This is a genomic window from Nissabacter archeti (assembly GCF_018257325.1).
Classification (GTDB): domain Bacteria; phylum Pseudomonadota; class Gammaproteobacteria; order Enterobacterales; family Enterobacteriaceae; genus Chimaeribacter; species Chimaeribacter arupi.
The window spans coordinates 1-16,283 of record NZ_JAERKB010000022.1 but is presented as its reverse complement, the minus strand read 5'-3'; the positions used below and the strand labels follow the sequence as shown (position 1 = coordinate 16,283).

Genomic DNA, 16,283 nt, shown 5'->3' with positions numbered 1-16,283 from the left:
TAACACTATGGATAAGAAATCTGCTCGTATCCGTCGTGCGACCCGCGCACGCCGCAAGCTCAAAGAATTGGGCGCGACTCGCCTGGTGGTACATCGTACCCCGCGTCATATCTACGCACAGGTCATCGCTCCGAACGGTTCTGAAGTATTGGTAGCCGCTTCTACTGTAGAAAAAGCTATCACTGAGCAATTGAAGTATACCGGTAACAAAGATGCTGCTGCAGCTGTAGGTAAAGCTATTGCTGAGCGCGCATTGGAAAAAGGGATTAAAGATGTATCCTTTGACCGTTCCGGTTTCCAATATCATGGTCGAGTCCAGGCACTGGCAGATGCTGCCCGTGAAGCTGGCCTTCAGTTCTAAGGTAGAGGTGTAAGATGTCACACATCGAAAAACAAGCTGGCGAACTGCAGGAAAAGCTGATCGCGGTAAACCGCGTATCTAAAACCGTAAAAGGTGGCCGTATTTTCAGCTTTACCGCACTGACTGTAGTTGGTGATGGTAACGGTCGCGTAGGTTTTGGCTACGGCAAAGCACGCGAAGTTCCGGCAGCGATCCAGAAAGCGATGGAAAAAGCCCGTCGCAACATGATGAATGTCGCGCTGAACAGCGGCACCCTGCAGCACCCTGTTAAAGGTGCGCATACGGGTTCCCGTGTGTTCATGCAGCCGGCTTCCGAAGGTACCGGTATTATTGCCGGTGGTGCAATGCGCGCCGTCCTGGAAGTCGCAGGGGTTCACAACGTATTGGCAAAAGCCTATGGTTCCACCAACCCGATTAACGTGGTTCGTGCAACTATTGACGCTCTGGCGAATATGAAGTCCCCAGAAATGGTCGCTGCCAAGCGTGGTAAATCCGTTGAAGAAATTCTGGGGTAATAACCATGGCAAAGACTATTAAAGTAACTCAAATTCGCAGCTCTATTGGCCGTTTGCCGAAACACAAGGCAACTCTGGTTGGTCTTGGTCTGCGTCGTATTGGTCATACTGTTGAGCGTGAAGATACTCCCGCTGTACGTGGTATGATCAACCTGGTTTCCTACATGGTTAAGGTTGAGGAGTAACAGATGCGTTTAAATACTCTGTCTCCGGCTGAAGGTGCCAAGCATGCGCCGAAGCGTGTAGGTCGTGGTATTGGTTCTGGCCTGGGTAAAACCGGCGGCCGTGGTCACAAAGGTCAGAACTCTCGTTCTGGCGGTGGCGTACGTCGCGGGTTCGAAGGTGGTCAGATGCCGCTGTACCGTCGTTTGCCGAAATTCGGCTTCACTTCTCGCAAAGCTATGATCACGGCAGAAGTTCGTCTGTCTGAACTGGCTCAAGTAGAAGGCGATGTTATCGACCTGAACACGCTGAAAGCCGCTAACGTAGTTGGTACTCAGATTGAATTCGCTAAAGTTATGCTGTCTGGCGAAATCAATCGTGCAGTAACCGTACGTGGTCTGCGTGTCACCAAAGGCGCTCGTGCTGCTATCGAAGCTGCTGGCGGTAAAATTGAGGAATAAGTAGCAGATGGCTAAGCAACCAGGATTAGATTTTCAAAGTGCTAAAGGTGGACTTGGCGAACTGAAGCGCAGACTTTTGTTTGTTATCGGGGCGCTCATAGTTTTCCGTATCGGCTCTTTTATTCCGATTCCTGGTATCGATGCCACTGTGCTTGCGAAATTGCTCGAGCAACAGCGTGGTACCATCATTGAAATGTTCAACATGTTCTCTGGTGGTGCCCTTAGTCGTGCTTCTATCTTTGCTTTGGGTATCATGCCGTATATTTCGGCATCGATTATTATCCAACTGTTAACCGTGGTTCATCCCGCGTTAGCAGAAATTAAGAAAGAAGGGGAGGCTGGCCGTCGCAAGATAAGCCAGTACACCCGTTATGGCACGCTGGTATTGGCAATATTTCAGTCTATCGGTATTGCTACCGGTCTTCCGAATATGCCTGGTATGCAAGGTCTGGTCTTAAATCCAGGCTTTGCATTCTACTTTACCGCTGTAGTTAGCCTGGTTACCGGGACGATGTTCCTTATGTGGCTTGGCGAACAGATTACTGAACGTGGTATTGGTAACGGTATCTCGATCATAATCTTTGCTGGTATCGTTGCTGGTCTGCCTCCGGCAGTTGCACATACCATTGAGCAAGCTCGACAAGGCGACCTGCACTTCCTTCTGTTGCTGTTGGTTGCAGTTTTAGTGTTTGCGGTGACTTTCTTTGTAGTGTTCGTCGAGCGTGGCCAACGACGTATTGTTGTCAACTACGCTAAACGTCAACAAGGCCGTCGCGTTTATGCAGCACAGAGTACGCACTTACCGCTGAAAGTGAACATGGCAGGGGTTATCCCAGCAATTTTCGCCTCTAGCATTATTCTGTTCCCGGCCACGATTGCATCCTGGTTTGGGGGCGGTACCGGTTGGAACTGGCTGACAACGATTTCGCTGTATCTGCAGCCTGGACAACCGCTTTATGTGTTACTCTATGCGACTGCGATCATCTTCTTCTGTTTCTTCTATACGGCTCTGGTTTTCAACCCGCGTGAAACAGCAGATAACCTGAAGAAGTCCGGTGCATTCGTGCCAGGAATTCGTCCGGGAGAGCAAACGGCGAAATACATTGATAAAGTGATGACGCGCTTAACCTTAATTGGTGCATTGTATATTACTTTTATCTGCCTTATCCCGGAGTTCATGCGTGACGCAATGAAAGTACCTTTCTACTTTGGTGGTACTTCACTGTTAATCGTTGTTGTTGTCATCATGGACTTTATGGCTCAAGTGCAAACTCTGATGATGTCCAGTCAGTACGAGTCTGCATTGAAGAAAGCAAACCTGAAAGGCTATAACCGCTAATTAGGTGCGTTTGAGAAGTTACGGAGAGTAAAAATGAAAGTTCGTGCTTCCGTCAAGAAATTATGTCGTAACTGCAAAATCGTTAAGCGTAACGGTGTCGTTCGTGTGATTTGCAGCAGCGAGCCGAAGCATAAACAGCGTCAAGGCTGATTATCTCGCATATTTTTCTTGCAAAGTTGGGTTGAGCTGGCTAGATTAGCCAGCCAATCTTTTGTATGTCGCTGCAATACTATTTGAGTATCCTGAAAACGGGCTTTTCAGAATGGTGTTGCCGTATAAAAATGTAGGAGTGCATAGTGGCCCGTATAGCAGGCATTAACATTCCTGATCAAAAACATACCGTGATCGCGTTAACCTCGATCTATGGTATCGGTAAAACTCGCTCACAGGCTATCTGTGCAGCAGCGGGTATTGCTGAAAATGTTAAGATCAGTGAGCTGTCTGAAGAGCAAATCGATAAGCTGCGTGACGAAGTTGCCAAATTTGTTGTAGAAGGTGATCTGCGTCGTGAAGTGACCCTGAGCATCAAGCGTCTTATGGACCTTGGTACCTATCGTGGTTTGCGTCATCGTCGTGGTCTTCCGGTTCGCGGCCAGCGTACCAAGACCAACGCCCGTACCCGTAAGGGTCCGCGCAAACCGATCAAGAAATAATCGGGGTGATTGAATAATGGCAAAGGCACCTGTTCGTACACGTAAGCGTGTAAGAAAACAAGTCTCTGACGGCGTGGCTCATATCCATGCTTCTTTCAACAACACCATTGTTACCATTACTGATCGTCAGGGTAATGCTTTGGGTTGGGCAACAGCTGGTGGTTCCGGTTTCCGTGGTTCTCGTAAATCCACTCCGTTCGCAGCTCAGGTTGCAGCAGAGCGCTGCGCTGACGCAGTGAAAGAATACGGTATTAAGAACCTGGAAGTTATGGTTAAAGGACCTGGTCCGGGCCGTGAGTCTACTATCCGCGCTCTGAACGCGGCTGGTTTCCGCATCACTAATATTACTGATGTGACTCCGATCCCTCATAACGGTTGTCGTCCGCCGAAAAAGCGTCGCGTATAACGCTGCTTTTAGGATTGTTGGAGAAAGAAAATGGCAAGATATTTGGGTCCTAAGCTCAAGCTGAGCCGTCGTGAGGGCACAGACCTGTTCCTTAAGTCTGGCGTTCGCGCGATCGATACCAAGTGTAAGATTGAACAAGCTCCTGGTCAGCATGGTGCGCGTAAACCGCGTCTGTCTGACTATGGTGTACAGTTGCGTGAAAAGCAAAAAGTTCGCCGTATGTATGGCGTGCTGGAGCGTCAGTTCCGTAACTATTATAAAGAAGCAGCCCGTCTGAAAGGCAACACCGGTGAAAACCTGTTGCAACTGCTGGAAGGTCGTCTGGACAACGTTGTTTACCGTATGGGCTTCGGCGCTACGCGTGCAGAAGCACGTCAGCTGGTTAGCCACAAAGCTATCATGGTAAACGGTCGCGTTGTTAACATCGCTTCTTATCAGGTATCTCCGAATGACGTAGTCAGCATCCGTGAGAAAGCTAAAAAGCAATCTCGCGTTAAGGCCGCTTTGGAGCTGGCTGAACAGCGTGAAAAGCCGACTTGGCTGGAAGTTGATGCTGCTAAGATGGAAGGTGTGTTCAAGCGTAATCCTGAACGTGCCGATCTGTCTGCGGACATTAACGAACACCTGATCGTCGAGCTTTACTCCAAGTAAAGCTTAGTACCAAAGAGAGGACACAATGCAGGGTTCTGTGACAGAGTTTCTAAAACCGCGCCTGGTAGATATCGAGCAAGTCAGTTCGACGCACGCCAAGGTGACCCTTGAGCCGTTAGAGCGTGGCTTTGGCCATACTCTCGGCAACGCACTGCGCCGTATTCTGCTTTCATCCATGCCGGGTTGCGCGGTGACCGAGGTTGAGATTGATGGTGTACTGCATGAGTACAGCACCAAAGAAGGCGTACAGGAAGATATCCTGGAGATCCTGCTCAACCTGAAAGGGCTGGCGGTGAGAGTTCAAGGCAAAGATGAAGTTATTCTTACCCTGAATAAATCTGGCATTGGCCCTGTGACTGCAGCCGACATTACCCATGATGGTGATGTCGAAATCGTCAAGCCGCAACATGTTATCTGCCATCTGACCGATGAGAACGCTGCTATCAGCATGCGTATCAAAATTCAGCGTGGCCGTGGATATGTACCGGCGTCTGCCCGAATTCATTCGGAAGAAGATGAGCGCCCAATTGGCCGTCTGCTTGTTGACGCCTGCTACAGCCCTGTAGAGCGTATCGCCTATAATGTTGAAGCAGCTCGTGTAGAGCAACGTACCGATTTGGACAAGCTGGTCATCGAAATGGAAACCAATGGTACGATCGATCCTGAAGAGGCGATCCGTCGTGCGGCGACCATTCTGGCTGAACAACTTGAAGCTTTTGTTGACCTGCGTGATGTACGTCAACCAGAAGTGAAAGAAGAGAAGCCTGAGTTCGATCCGATCTTGCTGCGCCCTGTTGACGATCTGGAATTGACTGTCCGCTCTGCTAACTGCCTTAAAGCAGAAGCTATCCACTACATCGGTGATCTGGTACAGCGTACCGAGGTTGAGTTGCTGAAAACGCCTAACCTTGGTAAAAAATCTCTTACTGAGATTAAAGACGTGCTGGCCTCCCGTGGTCTTTCTCTGGGCATGCGCCTGGAAAATTGGCCGCCGGCAAGCATTGCTGACGAGTAACCGGATCACAGGTTAAGGTTTTACTGAGAAGGATAAGGTCATGCGCCATCGTAAGAGTGGTCGTCAACTGAACCGTAACAGCAGCCATCGCCAGGCTATGTTCCGTAACATGGCCGGCTCTTTGGTTCGTCATGAGATCATCAAGACGACCCTGCCGAAAGCGAAAGAGCTGCGTCGCGTTGTTGAGCCGCTGATTACTCTTGCCAAGACCGACAGCGTTGCTAACCGTCGTCTGGCATTCGCCCGTACTCGTGATAACGAGATCGTGGCAAAACTGTTTAATGAACTGGGCCCGCGTTTCGCGAGCCGTGCAGGTGGTTACACTCGTATTCTGAAGTGTGGTTTCCGTGCAGGCGACAATGCGCCGATGGCATACATCGAGCTCGTTGATCGTGCAGAATCGAAAGCAGAAGCTGTTGCAGAGTAATCTGTAAAAGCGTAAAAAAGCCGGGCTTGTCCCGGTTTTTTTATGTCTATTATCTGGCGTATTTTATTTCTGTCCCCATATCCTCTACTGCCCTCATCACCATCATCGTCGATGACATTTTCGTTGTCACATCCTATGCTATAACGGATTTTCCCATAATCTCAGAGGAATCAGGCCATGTGGCTTATTGATGAAATGGTAGAGCGTCATATCCGTGAAGCCGAAGAGAAAGGTGAATTTGATAACCTGCCTGGTGCCGGAAAACCTTTGATGCTCGAAGATGACAGCGCTGTTCCTGCTGAATTACGTGTGGCTTACCGGCTGTTGAAAAATTCAGGTTATTTACCGCCTGAGCTGCAGGACAGAAAAGAGGCACTTCAGCTTACTGAGCTGATGCATGAAGTAGAGAAGGATAACCCTGATTACGTTGCTATCAGCCAGCGGTTAAAAGTGCTTGAATTAAGGCTACAGCAAGCAGGGATGTCTACAGAATTTCTTAAAGGCCATTATAAACAGCAGATTAGCAAAAAGCTTAAGTAAGAAGTTACCGTATTAAAAGTAAGGGAAAAGCTGGCGTTTTTTTTGTATTGGACTATGATTAGCCGGTTTGAGTTTTACCTGTTTTCTATACATGACATGAGGCGGCTATGAGCCAACATAAGCACAACAAAGGTGTTATTCAAGACAATGCTTTGCATGCCCTACTACATGATTCTCTGTTCCGGCAGCGGGTTGAAAAAAACAAGAAAGGGAAAGGAAGTTATCAACGTAAAGCCAAGCATGGGAAAGGGAGGGAAGCGGAGGTCAGTGGTAAGCGTTTTCGCTAAACTTTTACCACTGACCTTCCAGAGAGAGGCTGGAACAGTAGGTTATTATTTTGGTGCTTGCTGTTTAAGCAAATCACGTATCTCAACCAACAATTTTTCTTCAGCCGATTGCTTGGGTGCTGGGGCTGGCTTCTCTTCTTCTTTACGGCGTAAGCGATTCATCAGTTTTACAGCGATAAATATTGCTAATGCAATGATGATAAAATCGAAAACGTTCTGTAAAAATACACCATATTTCATCACGACAGCGGGGGCTGCCCCCTGGGCTTCTCTCAACACAAGCTCGAATTGCTTGAAATCTATACCGCCAATCAGTAATCCCAGCGGGGGCATGATGATGTCAGAAACCAATGAGGAGACTATTTTACCAAACGCTGCCCCAATGATTACCCCCACCGCCAGGTCGACAACGTTGCCGCGCATGGCGAACTCACGAAACTCTTTCATAAAACTCATATTTACTCCTTGCCAAAATAACTCAAGCCCCTATAAGTAAAGCCTATTTCGAGTGCTTTTGCTCTATAAGTTGAGCGTTTTAGTCGGGTTTGATGTTTTCTGCAGCAATCGTTTATCTTCTTATAAGAAGAATGGACTTGGCTGGAACAGCCGCTCCACGTCAGGAACGAATTTTTTATCGGTAATAAACATAACGACATGATCGCCTTGCTCAATCCTGGATTGGCGGTTTGCGATGATAACGTCATCTCCCCGAACGATAGCGCCGATAGTGGTGCCAGGCGGAAGTTTAATCTCTTCTACTTTACGCCCCACCACTTTAGATGTGCTTTCGTCACCATGCGCAATCGCTTCAATCGCTTCAGCGACCCCGCGGCGTAAAGAAGAAACACTGACGATGTCAGCTTTACGCACATGCCCTAACAAAGCTGAGATGGTGGCTTGCTGAGGAGAAATTGCGATATCAATTACGCTGCCTTGTACCAGGTCTACGTACGCGCGACGCTGAATTAGTACCATGGCTTTTTTGGCACCCATGCGCTTTGCCAGCATTGCGGACATGATATTTGCTTCATCATCATTCGTGATGGCGATGAAAACATCCACTTGCTCAACGTGTTCTTCAGCAAGCAATTCCTGATCAGAAGCATCACCATAGAAAACGATCGTATCCTGAAGTAATTCCGCCAGTTCGGCTGCGCGCTGTTGATCACGTTCAATTAACTTAACGCTGTAATTCTTTTCCAACCGGCGGGCCAGCCCTGCGCCAACGTTACCCCCACCGACGATCATGATCCGTTTATAAGGCTTTTCCAGGCGCTGAAGTTCGCTCATGACTGCCCGGATATGCTGTGTGGCGGCCACAAAAAAAACTTCATCGCCGGCTTCAATAATGGTTGAGCCTTGCGGGCGGATAGGATGATCTTGTCGGAAAATAGCCGCGACGCGGGTATCAATATGCGGCATATGCTCCCGCATAGAAGAGAGCGCATTGCCTACCAGCGGGCCGCCATAGTATGCCTTAACAGCAGCGATGCTGACTTTTCCTTCAGCAAAGTTAACCACTTGCAACGCACCCGGATATTCGATCAGCTTATAAATATACTCAATCACCAGCTGTTCCGGTGAAATCAGATGATCAATAGGGACCGCTTCTGCATTGAATAACTTCTCAGATTCACGGATATAGTCAGCTGAGCGTATACGGGCGATTCTGTTTGGGGTATTAAACAAAGAGTAAGCAATCTGGCACGCAATCATGTTAGTTTCATCGGAATTGGTGACCGCCACTAACATATCTGCATCGCCGGCGCCCGCTTCACGCAACACCCGTGGATGGGAGCCATGACCCTGAACAACCCGTAAATCAAATTTATCCTGAAGCTGGCGCAAGTGCGCTGCATTGGTATCAACAACGGTAATATCGTTATTTTCACCGACCAGATTTTCTGCCAGGGTTCCACCGACCTGCCCAGCGCCAAGAATAATGATCTTCATAGCTTTTCCCGATCCTGCATGTAAAAAACCCCCGTTGTTATTATCTTTCTGGATCCTACTCTCAACGTTTGATCATTTTAGCGTAGTAGAAGCCATCACCCGCCTCTGCGCTGGGTAAATTCTGTATGCCGGGATGAGTAAGATCACCGGTTTCCACTAAAGCCGCATCAGCATGGCCGGCCAGGAATTTGGCAATTTGCTCATGGTTCTCTTCCGGTAAAATAGAACAGGTAGCATAAAGAAGTACCCCACCTGATTTCAAACGTGGCCATACAGCTTCCAGAATGGCTTTTTGTACTTCAACCAGTTCATCAATGTCACTATTACGCCGGAGCCATTTAATATCAGGGTGACGGCGAATCACACCGGTCGCAGAACAGGGCGCATCAAGCAAAATACGGTCAAATGTGCGATCGCCGGCCCATGTATCAGGCGCTCTGCCATCACCGCTTTTTACCTCTGCCTGCAACTGTAAACGCTCAAGGTTTTCCTGAACACGCTTCAGACGTTGCTCGTCTATGTCTACGGCTAAAACGTGGGCTTTCGGGGCTGCTTCCAGAATGTGCGTGGTTTTTCCGCCCGGGGCAGCGCATAAATCCAGAATATGCTCATCGTCTTGTGGATCCAGTAAAGGAATACACCCTTGCGCGGATGCATCCTGTACGGTGACCCAACCCTCTGCGAAACCTGGTAACGCGGTAACGGAGCAGGGGGCTGCCAGCCGCAGGGCATCTGGATAGTCACTGTGTATTTCAGCAGCAATACCTGCCTGTTGCAGCAAGGCGAGATATGCATCACGACTGTGGTGTATCCGGTTAACGCGTAACCACATAGGAGGACGCTGGTTGTTGGCATCAGTAATAGATTGCCAACGATCAGGATAGGCCTTCTTGATGCGACCCAATAGCCACGAAGGATGAAGATACCGGCTCTCCTGCGCATCAGCCTGTGCCAGCAAACTTTCCTGCTGACGCTGGAATTGTCGCAGTACACCATTTACCAGGCCTTTCAGCTGAGGCCGTTTTAATGCGACTGCGCCCTCGACTGTTTCAGCCAGGGCAGCATGCGCCGGAATCCGGGTATGAATTAACTGATAGAGGCCCACCATGATCAGATAATGCAATGGGCGCTGTTTTCCGGTCATTGGGCGGGCCATCAGCTGCTTAATGCACCATTCCAGCTGAGGCAGCACACGCAATGTTCCAAAGCAAAGCTCCTGCAACAGGGCCTTATCTTTATCAGCGATATTTTTTTGCAGTGCAGGAAGCACAGTAGAGAGCGATTGCCCCTGATCCAATACCTGACCAATGGCAGTTGCAGCGAGGCTGCGTAAATTATATACGTTTTTCATAGCTACAAAGCTGGCCACGCCAGCATCAGTAAGGAAAGAGGCCCGGAATATCCGGGCTGAGTATAGGAAGGATTTAGCTGAGTTTCTTGCCGACGATAAACCAGTCACGACGTGAATTCAGCAAATCTTGGGCAGACATGGCTTTTTTACCTGCCGGCTGGAGTTGAGTGATGTTTAGTATGCCTTCAGCTGCAGCAACCTGAATGCCCTGCTTATCTGCAGCGACAATGGTACCAGGCTCATCACCCTTACCAGGCAAGACATCCGCCTGCCATACTTTGACCGGCTGACCTTCAACCATAAAATAGCTGACAGGCCACGGATTAAATGCACGGATACAGCGCTCGAGTTGTTCAGCAGAGAGATGCCAATTCAGCAGAGCTTCTTCTTTACTGAGTTTATCTGCGTAAGTGACCAGGGCATCATCCTGCTTTTCAGGTTCAGCCAATCCGTCTTCCAGATCCGCTAAGGTATTCAGCATCCCTCGTGGCCCCAGCGCTGCCAGTTTGTCATATAATGTAGCACTGGTATCATCCGGCTGAATATCACAGCTCAGCTTGGTAAGCATGTCGCCCGTATCCAACCCTGCATCCATCTGCATGATAGTGATGCCCGTCTGCTTATCACCTGCCCAGAGCGCCCGTTGAATAGGGGCCGCGCCGCGCCAGCGAGGTAACAGAGAACCATGCACATTAATGCACCCAAGCTTAGGCATATCCAGCACAGCTTGCGGCAAGATCAAACCATACGCCACCACAACCATGATGTCGGCATTCAGGGTCCGAACTAATTCCTGGCTTTCTGCCGGGCGCAATGATTTAGGCTGAAATACCGGAATTTGATGTGATTCAGCCAACATTTTCACCGGGCTGGCGGTCAGCTTATTTCCACGCCCTGCCGGGCGGTCAGGTTGTGTGAAAACGCCCACAACGTCATGGTGGGAAGTTAAAAGCGCGTCAAGATGACGCGCTGCAAAGTCCGGCGTACCGGCAAAAATTATCCGTAATGCATCAGACACAATCAGTTCCTGCAGTCGTCAGACTCAGTGAGCACGCGTATTAAGCTTGGCCAGTTTTTCAACCTTCTGACGGATACGCTGGCGTTTCAGGGGAGACAGATAGTCGACAAACAACTTGCCGATCAGATGATCCATTTCATGCTGAATACAGATAGCCAGCAAGTCGTCAGCTTCCAGCTCAAACGGCTTACCATCACGATCCAGTGCGCGAATTTTCACTTTCTCGGCGCGCGGCACAAAAGCACGCTGTTCCGGAATAGAAAGGCAACCCTCTTCAATGCCCGTCTCGCCGCTTTTTTCAAGCAATTCCGGGTTAATCAACACCAGACGCTCATCACGATTTTCAGAAACATCGATAACGATAATCTGCTGGTGGATGTCAACCTGCGTGGCAGCCAGGCCAATGCCTTCTTCGGCATACATGGTATCGAACATATCATCCACGATACGCTGGATCTCGGCATTGACTTCTTTTACCGGCTGCGCAACTTTGCGCAGTCGTTCATCGGGATAATGTAATACGTGTAATACGGACATAAATATTTCGATCTTTATGCGAGTGATGAATGACAATTAATCTTTATTCTAGACATTTCCCTGCCTGATTGACAGCATCAGTACGTAATTGTCCCCTGTCAGGAGGGTGTATGACTCAGGAAGAGATCTGGTTAAGATTGGCCGCCGTACGGGGCTTGCGTAATAAAAACAGGGTTGCCGTCGCCAGCAGATTATCCCCTGATTGCCGTGTGTCGGCCTCTGTGTTGCAACAGTGCGGATTGTCAAAGGAGCAGACACACAGTTTCCTGCACACATCCCCTCAGATACTGAACACGGCGCTTTCCTGGCTGGCGCAAGCCGGAAACCAGATGCTGACCATACATGATCCGGCTTATCCTTTTCAGTTGGCACAGATAGCTGATCCACCGCCAATCCTGTTTATCTCAGGAAAGATCTCAGTATTGGCGACGCCACAGGTTTCTATCGTGGGAAGCCGTCAATGCAGTGATTATGGCGAGTTCTGGGGAAAATATTTCGCCGGCGGGCTGGTTCACTGTGGTTACACCATTACCAGCGGGCTGGCGCTGGGTATTGACGGTCTTGCCCATCAGGCAGCGCTGGAGACAGAAGGGCAGACCATTGCCGTATTAGGATGTGGCCTGTTGCATACTCATCCCAGGCGGCATCAGCGTTTAAGAACACAAATCATCGAAAGCGGCGGGGCTGTGGTGTCTGAGTTGCTGCCGTCAGAGCCGGCGATGCCGGTTCATTTCCCCCGGCGTAACCGGATTATCAGCGGCTTAAGCAGAGGTACGCTGGTGGTCGAGGCTTCTTTACGCAGCGGCTCCCTGATTACTGCCCGTTGTGCTTTAGAGCAAGGGAGAGAGGTTTTCGCTTTGCCGGGTTCTTTAGGGACTGATTTCAGTGCAGGTACCCATTGGCTTATTCAGCAGGGCGCCTATCTGGTCACTGAACCCAAAGATATCGCTGAAGTGATCGGCAGCGGCTTACAATGGTTGCCGACAGCAAACGCGATAAACGAGGGGCATTCGCCCAAAATTGTTAACGAAATTCATCAAGAATTGAATATTTGTGCACAAGATGGTGAAGTTGAATTGCCATTTGCTGAGGTGTTGGCTAACGTAGGATATGAGGTGACACCTGTTGACGTCGTCGCCGAACGTGCCGGCCAACCTGTGCCAGAAGTGGTAGTCAAACTACTCGATCTGGAGTTAGCAGGATGGATCGCAGCTGTATCCGGCGGCTATGTCCGAACGAGGAGGGCAGGCCATGTTCGACGTACTAATGTACTTATTTGAAACTTACATACACAACGAAGCGGAGATGCACGTCGACCAGGATAAGCTGACAGATGACCTTGCCCGGGCTGGGTTCCATCGGGAAGATATCTACAGTGCCTTGGGCTGGTTAGAGAAGCTCGCAGACTTACAGGAAGGCGAAGCTGCACCCTTCATGTTAGATGCCGATCCTTTTGCATTGCGCATCTATACCGATGAAGAGGCAACACGTCTTGATGCCGGATGCCGGGGTTTTCTCCTGTTCCTGGAACAGATACAAGTGTTGAATCTCGAAACCCGGGAAATGGTCATTGATCGTGTGATGGCGCTGGAAACGGATGAGTTCGATCTGGAAGACCTGAAATGGGTCATCCTGATGGTATTATTCAATATTCCTGGCTATGAAAGTGCCTATCAGCAAATGGAAGAGTTGCTGTTTGAAGTTAATGAGGGTTATCTGCACTAAGCGATAACAGTAAATACAGATGTCAAAAGCTGCGATTTTTGCCGCCAGGCAAAATGAACCTTGTCCGAAATGTGGGGCCGAGCTGGTGATCCGTAGCGGACGCCACGGCCCCTTTCTCGGCTGTTCCCACTATCCTGAATGTGAGTATATCCGCCCGTTAAAAACACAGGCTGACGGCCATATTGTCAAAGTGCTTGAAGACCAGCACTGCCCGGTATGTCAGTCAGTATTGGTATTGCGGCAGGGGCGCTACGGTATGTTCATTGGGTGCAGTGATTATCCTCAGTGTTCGCATATTGAAGCCCTGGATAAACCGGATGAAACCACCCTATCTTGTCCGCAGTGTCAGCAAGGCAAACTGCTGCAGCGTAAATCACGATACGGCAAAGTGTTTTATGCCTGCGATCGTTATCCTGAATGCCAGTATGCCGTTAACCATAAACCGGTAGCGGGCGAATGCAGATATTGCCACTACCCATTATTAATTGAGAAGCGTACAGCGGGCGGGCCAAAACAATATTGTGCCAGTAAGCTGTGCGGTAAACCGGTTCCGACAGAAGTAGAAAATGATGCCTGACGTAATGCCCGTTTCTGAATCTATCCTTAAAGCCCTGCATGACCAACAGGTGATTGCTTACCCGACTGAAGCAGTATTTGGGCTGGGTTGTGATCCTGACAGTGAACAAGCCGTCAATGCCCTTTTAACGCTAAAACAGCGTCCAAAAGAGAAGGGGTTGATCCTGATTGCTGCCGATTATTCACAACTGGTTCCTTATATTGATGATTCACGTCTGACGCAACAACAGCAGGAACAGATTTTTGCTACCTGGCCGGGGCCGGTAACCTGGGTTATACCGGCGCGTAAAACCACCCCCGACTGGCTAACAGGCCGTTTCTCCTCATTGGCTGTGCGGGTCTCCGATCACCCGGTAGTGCGCCAACTCTGTCGTCAGTTTGGCAAGCCATTGGTTTCTACCAGTGCCAATTTAACCGGTCTTCCACCTTGCCGGCTGGCCGCAGAAGTCACTGCACAGTTTGGTCATGATTTTCCTGTTGTTGCCGGTGACGTCGGAGGGCGTAAAAACCCAACAGAAATCCGTGACGCCTTAACCGGTGATTATGTGCGACTGGCCTGACAGGGTAAAATGATGGAGCTCTATACTGTAGTTGGTAACCCTATTGGTCATAGCAAGTCGCCACGTATCCATGCCCTGTTTGCCGAACAAACCGGCATTGAGCATCCTTATGGAAAAACGCTGGCACCATTGGATGCCTTCGAACATACGCTGAATGCGTTTTTTGACGCGGGCGGGCAGGGGGCAAATGTGACGGTGCCCTTCAAAGAACAAGCCTGTGCCAGAGCCGATCGTCTGAGTGAAAGGGCCGCATTAAGTGGGGCGGTCAATACCCTGAAAAAATGCGAAGACGGTGCGCTGTTGGGAGATAATACCGATGGTATCGGCCTGCTCAGCGATCTTGAACGTCTTGGAATGATCAAGCCAGGCGACCGGATCCTGTTGCTGGGCGCGGGCGGGGCTGCACGAGGGGTTATCCTGCCGTTACTCTCTTATGGGTGTGGCATTGTCATTGCCAATCGCACGTTTGCGAAAGCAGAGGAGCTGGCGCAGCTATTTCGCCCTATGGGGAATATTGAAGCTAAAACCTTTGCTGCATTAGATGAACCCGTTTTCGATTTGATCATCAATGCGACTGCTTCTGGGATCCAGGGCGATATCCCTGCTCTTTCCTCGTCAGTGATTACATCGGATACCCGTCTTTATGACATGTTCTATCAGCAAGGCCTTACACCTTTCTTGACCTGGGGCAGCCAACAAGGCGCCACGCAATGGGCAGATGGGTTAGGAATGCTGGTGGGACAGGCGGCACATGCTTTTATGTTATGGCACGGCGTTATGCCGGAGATTACCCCGGTACTCATGCAGTTAAAGCAAGAGATGGCACAGCAGGCGAGTTGATCACTTCAGAAAACATAGATCGCCTGAACAGTGTCTGATGCTGTTCAGGCGTAATGACGTAAATGACGGGTATATAGGCAGGCAATTAATCAACGGGAAACGAACGATCACAATGACGAAGGTTCTCTGTCCTGATCAAGATAACCGTTTTTCCAGTTAACATAATTGTTGGCAGAGTAAAGCAGTCCTTCATATTCTTCAGGTGTAAGAGGGCGGATCTGTTTTACCGGGCTCCCCAGATAAAGATAGCCACTGACCAGCCGCTTCCCTGGGGGAACCAGGCTACCGGCACCAATCATGACATCATCTTCAATTATTGCCCCATCCAGCAAAATGGATCCCATCCCTACCAGTACCCGGTTGCCAATCGTACAGCCATGAAGCATCGCTTTGTGACCCACCGTGACATCTTCTCCAACGACTAAAGGATAGCCGTCCGGGTTATAGCTGGATTTATGGGTAACATGCAGCACACAACCATCCTGAACGTTCGTACGGGCACCAATAACTACACGGTTCACATCACCCCGGATGGCCACTAACGGCCAGATACTGACATCATCTGCCAGGGTGACATCACCAATCACAACACTGGAAGGATCAACCATGACGCCTGTGCCAAGGCGTGGGTACTGATCTTTAAAAGGTCGGAGTGAGCCTGAATTCATCTTTCTTATCCTATAAAGAGTGAAATAGCCTAAATTATAAACGATGAAGCGGGGCGATCGGGCGTATAATTGATGGGATCGTACAAGATCAACACGAAGGGGGTGAAAAATGCGCAGTCAGATAAGAATGATCAAAAAAGGGGTTGTGCAATAAAACGAGATCCCTATAATGCGCCTCCATCGACACGGCGCAAGTGATTCACTTCACAAGCGGCCGGGAAGAGAGAAAACAAGAGAA

General features: G+C 49.5%; 24 protein-coding genes. 18 read left to right on the top strand and 6 right to left on the bottom strand.

Translation table 11 applies throughout. From position 1 onward, the window contains the following. Window positions 1-7: 7 nt before the first annotated feature. The 13 genes from rplR to JK232_RS21770 all read left to right on the top strand — a co-directional run bounded on the left by rplR (window position 8) and on the right by JK232_RS21770 (window position 6,817). Window positions 8-361 carry a 50S ribosomal protein L18 gene (rplR, locus tag JK232_RS21830; protein WP_072933456.1) on the top strand — a complete coding sequence of 118 codons (354 nt, stop codon included), beginning with the start codon at window positions 8-10 and terminating at the stop codon, window positions 359-361. A gap of 14 nt (window positions 362-375) precedes the next feature. Beyond that, a complete protein-coding gene (gene rpsE, locus JK232_RS21825; RefSeq protein ID WP_072933453.1) occupies window positions 376-876 on the top strand; it encodes a 30S ribosomal protein S5 in 501 nt (166 codons plus the stop codon). 5 nt (window positions 877-881) lie between these two features. Continuing rightward, window positions 882-1,061: a 50S ribosomal protein L30 gene (gene rpmD, locus JK232_RS21820; protein ID WP_029095691.1), complete on the top strand. Its 180-nt coding sequence runs from the start codon at window positions 882-884 to the stop codon at window positions 1,059-1,061. A gap of 3 nt (window positions 1,062-1,064) precedes the next feature. After that, window positions 1,065-1,499, top strand: a complete 435-nt coding sequence (gene rplO, locus JK232_RS21815) for a 50S ribosomal protein L15 (protein WP_072933451.1) — start codon at window positions 1,065-1,067, stop codon at window positions 1,497-1,499. Between the two features lie 7 nt (window positions 1,500-1,506). Next, entirely contained in the window at window positions 1,507-2,838 is a 1,332-nt protein-coding gene (gene secY, locus JK232_RS21810) for a preprotein translocase subunit SecY (RefSeq protein WP_072933449.1), read from the top strand. Between the two features lie 33 nt (window positions 2,839-2,871). Next, window positions 2,872-2,988: a 50S ribosomal protein L36 gene (rpmJ, locus tag JK232_RS21805; protein WP_072933447.1), complete on the top strand. Its 117-nt coding sequence runs from the start codon at window positions 2,872-2,874 to the stop codon at window positions 2,986-2,988. Window positions 2,989-3,134: 146 nt separating this feature from the next. Next, the gene (gene rpsM, locus JK232_RS21800; protein WP_072933445.1) at window positions 3,135-3,491 is read left to right on the top strand and encodes a 30S ribosomal protein S13; all 357 of its coding nucleotides are present in this window, start codon (window positions 3,135-3,137) and stop codon (window positions 3,489-3,491) included. 16 nt (window positions 3,492-3,507) lie between these two features. Continuing rightward, window positions 3,508-3,897, top strand: a complete 390-nt coding sequence (gene rpsK / locus JK232_RS21795) for a 30S ribosomal protein S11 (protein ID WP_004929731.1) — start codon at window positions 3,508-3,510, stop codon at window positions 3,895-3,897. A gap of 30 nt (window positions 3,898-3,927) precedes the next feature. Continuing rightward, window positions 3,928-4,548 (top strand): 30S ribosomal protein S4, encoded by a 621-nt coding sequence (gene rpsD / locus JK232_RS21790; protein ID WP_072933442.1) that lies wholly within the window; start codon window positions 3,928-3,930, stop codon window positions 4,546-4,548. A 25-nt stretch (window positions 4,549-4,573) separates the two neighbouring features. Beyond that, the gene (locus JK232_RS21785) at window positions 4,574-5,563 is read left to right on the top strand and encodes a DNA-directed RNA polymerase subunit alpha (RefSeq protein ID WP_034899656.1); all 990 of its coding nucleotides are present in this window, start codon (window positions 4,574-4,576) and stop codon (window positions 5,561-5,563) included. A 40-nt stretch (window positions 5,564-5,603) separates the two neighbouring features. Continuing rightward, window positions 5,604-5,990 carry a 50S ribosomal protein L17 gene (gene rplQ, locus JK232_RS21780; protein WP_072933440.1) on the top strand — a complete coding sequence of 129 codons (387 nt, stop codon included), beginning with the start codon at window positions 5,604-5,606 and terminating at the stop codon, window positions 5,988-5,990. A 177-nt stretch (window positions 5,991-6,167) separates the two neighbouring features. Continuing rightward, a complete protein-coding gene (locus JK232_RS21775; RefSeq protein ID WP_072933438.1) occupies window positions 6,168-6,530 on the top strand; it encodes a DnaJ family domain-containing protein in 363 nt (120 codons plus the stop codon). 107 nt (window positions 6,531-6,637) lie between these two features. Continuing rightward, window positions 6,638-6,817 (top strand): alternative ribosome-rescue factor A, encoded by a 180-nt coding sequence (locus tag JK232_RS21770; protein ID WP_072933435.1) that lies wholly within the window; start codon window positions 6,638-6,640, stop codon window positions 6,815-6,817. A 45-nt stretch (window positions 6,818-6,862) separates the two neighbouring features. Here JK232_RS21770 and mscL read toward each other — a convergent pair whose 3' ends face one another. From mscL to def, 5 genes are all read right to left on the bottom strand, one after another. Then, window positions 6,863-7,273, bottom strand: coding sequence for a large-conductance mechanosensitive channel protein MscL (gene mscL, locus JK232_RS21765; RefSeq protein WP_072933433.1), 411 nt, complete (start codon window positions 7,271-7,273; stop codon window positions 6,863-6,865). 120 nt (window positions 7,274-7,393) lie between these two features. Continuing rightward, on the bottom strand, window positions 7,394-8,824 hold the full coding sequence (gene trkA / locus JK232_RS21760; protein WP_420845536.1) for a Trk system potassium transporter TrkA: 1,431 nt from the start codon (window positions 8,822-8,824) through the stop codon (window positions 7,394-7,396). 7 nt (window positions 8,825-8,831) lie between these two features. Beyond that, complete coding sequence (rsmB, locus tag JK232_RS21755; RefSeq protein WP_212589700.1) at window positions 8,832-10,121, bottom strand: 16S rRNA (cytosine(967)-C(5))-methyltransferase RsmB; 1,290 nt, start codon at window positions 10,119-10,121, stop codon at window positions 8,832-8,834. A gap of 73 nt (window positions 10,122-10,194) precedes the next feature. Further along, on the bottom strand, window positions 10,195-11,139 hold the full coding sequence (gene fmt / locus JK232_RS21750) for a methionyl-tRNA formyltransferase (RefSeq protein WP_101858330.1): 945 nt from the start codon (window positions 11,137-11,139) through the stop codon (window positions 10,195-10,197). Window positions 11,140-11,163: 24 nt separating this feature from the next. After that, on the bottom strand, window positions 11,164-11,676 hold the full coding sequence (def, locus tag JK232_RS21745; RefSeq protein ID WP_072933427.1) for a peptide deformylase: 513 nt from the start codon (window positions 11,674-11,676) through the stop codon (window positions 11,164-11,166). Between the two features lie 110 nt (window positions 11,677-11,786). Here def and dprA point away from each other — a divergent pair, with 110 nt between their 5' ends. From dprA to aroE, 5 genes are read left to right on the top strand one after another with little or no spacing between them, the layout of a single operon-like run. Beyond that, window positions 11,787-12,956: a DNA-protecting protein DprA gene (gene dprA / locus JK232_RS21740; RefSeq protein ID WP_072933422.1), complete on the top strand. Its 1,170-nt coding sequence runs from the start codon at window positions 11,787-11,789 to the stop codon at window positions 12,954-12,956. Next, window positions 12,928-13,401 (top strand): DUF494 family protein Smg, encoded by a 474-nt coding sequence (gene smg / locus JK232_RS21735; protein ID WP_072933421.1) that lies wholly within the window; start codon window positions 12,928-12,930, stop codon window positions 13,399-13,401. The genes dprA and smg overlap by 29 nt, the downstream gene beginning before the upstream one ends. A 19-nt stretch (window positions 13,402-13,420) precedes the next feature. Further along, window positions 13,421-13,978, top strand: coding sequence for a DNA topoisomerase family protein (locus JK232_RS21730; RefSeq protein WP_072933420.1), 558 nt, complete (start codon window positions 13,421-13,423; stop codon window positions 13,976-13,978). Further along, window positions 13,968-14,537 (top strand): L-threonylcarbamoyladenylate synthase type 1 TsaC, encoded by a 570-nt coding sequence (gene tsaC / locus JK232_RS21725; protein WP_072933419.1) that lies wholly within the window; start codon window positions 13,968-13,970, stop codon window positions 14,535-14,537. Before JK232_RS21730 ends, tsaC begins: the two co-directional genes overlap by 11 nt. 12 nt (window positions 14,538-14,549) lie before the next feature. Next, complete coding sequence (aroE, locus tag JK232_RS21720; protein WP_212589699.1) at window positions 14,550-15,377, top strand: shikimate dehydrogenase; 828 nt, start codon at window positions 14,550-14,552, stop codon at window positions 15,375-15,377. Window positions 15,378-15,484: 107 nt separating this feature from the next. Here aroE and JK232_RS21715 read toward each other — a convergent pair whose 3' ends face one another. Then, complete coding sequence (locus JK232_RS21715) at window positions 15,485-16,045, bottom strand: gamma carbonic anhydrase family protein (protein WP_072933415.1); 561 nt, start codon at window positions 16,043-16,045, stop codon at window positions 15,485-15,487. Window positions 16,046-16,283 lie beyond the last annotated feature (238 nt).

Coding starts and splice junctions, on each gene's coding strand:
- JK232_RS21775 (WP_072933438.1), top strand. CDS start 6,168: ATGTGGCTTATTGATGAAATGGTAGAGCGTCATATCCGTGAAGCCGAA.
- rplO (WP_072933451.1), top strand. CDS start 1,065: ATGCGTTTAAATACTCTGTCTCCGGCTGAAGGTGCCAAGCATGCGCCG.
- secY (WP_072933449.1), top strand. CDS start 1,507: ATGGCTAAGCAACCAGGATTAGATTTTCAAAGTGCTAAAGGTGGACTT.
- def (WP_072933427.1), bottom strand. CDS start 11,676: ATGTCCGTATTACACGTATTACATTATCCCGATGAACGACTGCGCAAA.
- mscL (WP_072933433.1), bottom strand. CDS start 7,273: ATGAGTTTTATGAAAGAGTTTCGTGAGTTCGCCATGCGCGGCAACGTT.
- JK232_RS21730 (WP_072933420.1), top strand. CDS start 13,421: ATGTCAAAAGCTGCGATTTTTGCCGCCAGGCAAAATGAACCTTGTCCG.
- rplQ (WP_072933440.1), top strand. CDS start 5,604: ATGCGCCATCGTAAGAGTGGTCGTCAACTGAACCGTAACAGCAGCCAT.
- JK232_RS21770 (WP_072933435.1), top strand. CDS start 6,638: ATGAGCCAACATAAGCACAACAAAGGTGTTATTCAAGACAATGCTTTG.
- rpsE (WP_072933453.1), top strand. CDS start 376: ATGTCACACATCGAAAAACAAGCTGGCGAACTGCAGGAAAAGCTGATC.
- rsmB (WP_212589700.1), bottom strand. CDS start 10,121: ATGAAAAACGTATATAATTTACGCAGCCTCGCTGCAACTGCCATTGGT.
- rpmJ (WP_072933447.1), top strand. CDS start 2,872: ATGAAAGTTCGTGCTTCCGTCAAGAAATTATGTCGTAACTGCAAAATC.
- rpsD (WP_072933442.1), top strand. CDS start 3,928: ATGGCAAGATATTTGGGTCCTAAGCTCAAGCTGAGCCGTCGTGAGGGC.
- JK232_RS21715 (WP_072933415.1), bottom strand. CDS start 16,045: ATGAATTCAGGCTCACTCCGACCTTTTAAAGATCAGTACCCACGCCTT.
- dprA (WP_072933422.1), top strand. CDS start 11,787: ATGACTCAGGAAGAGATCTGGTTAAGATTGGCCGCCGTACGGGGCTTG.
- JK232_RS21785 (WP_034899656.1), top strand. CDS start 4,574: ATGCAGGGTTCTGTGACAGAGTTTCTAAAACCGCGCCTGGTAGATATC.
- smg (WP_072933421.1), top strand. CDS start 12,928: ATGTTCGACGTACTAATGTACTTATTTGAAACTTACATACACAACGAA.
- tsaC (WP_072933419.1), top strand. CDS start 13,968: ATGATGCCTGACGTAATGCCCGTTTCTGAATCTATCCTTAAAGCCCTG.
- aroE (WP_212589699.1), top strand. CDS start 14,550: ATGGAGCTCTATACTGTAGTTGGTAACCCTATTGGTCATAGCAAGTCG.
- rplR (WP_072933456.1), top strand. CDS start 8: ATGGATAAGAAATCTGCTCGTATCCGTCGTGCGACCCGCGCACGCCGC.
- rpsK (WP_004929731.1), top strand. CDS start 3,508: ATGGCAAAGGCACCTGTTCGTACACGTAAGCGTGTAAGAAAACAAGTC.
- rpmD (WP_029095691.1), top strand. CDS start 882: ATGGCAAAGACTATTAAAGTAACTCAAATTCGCAGCTCTATTGGCCGT.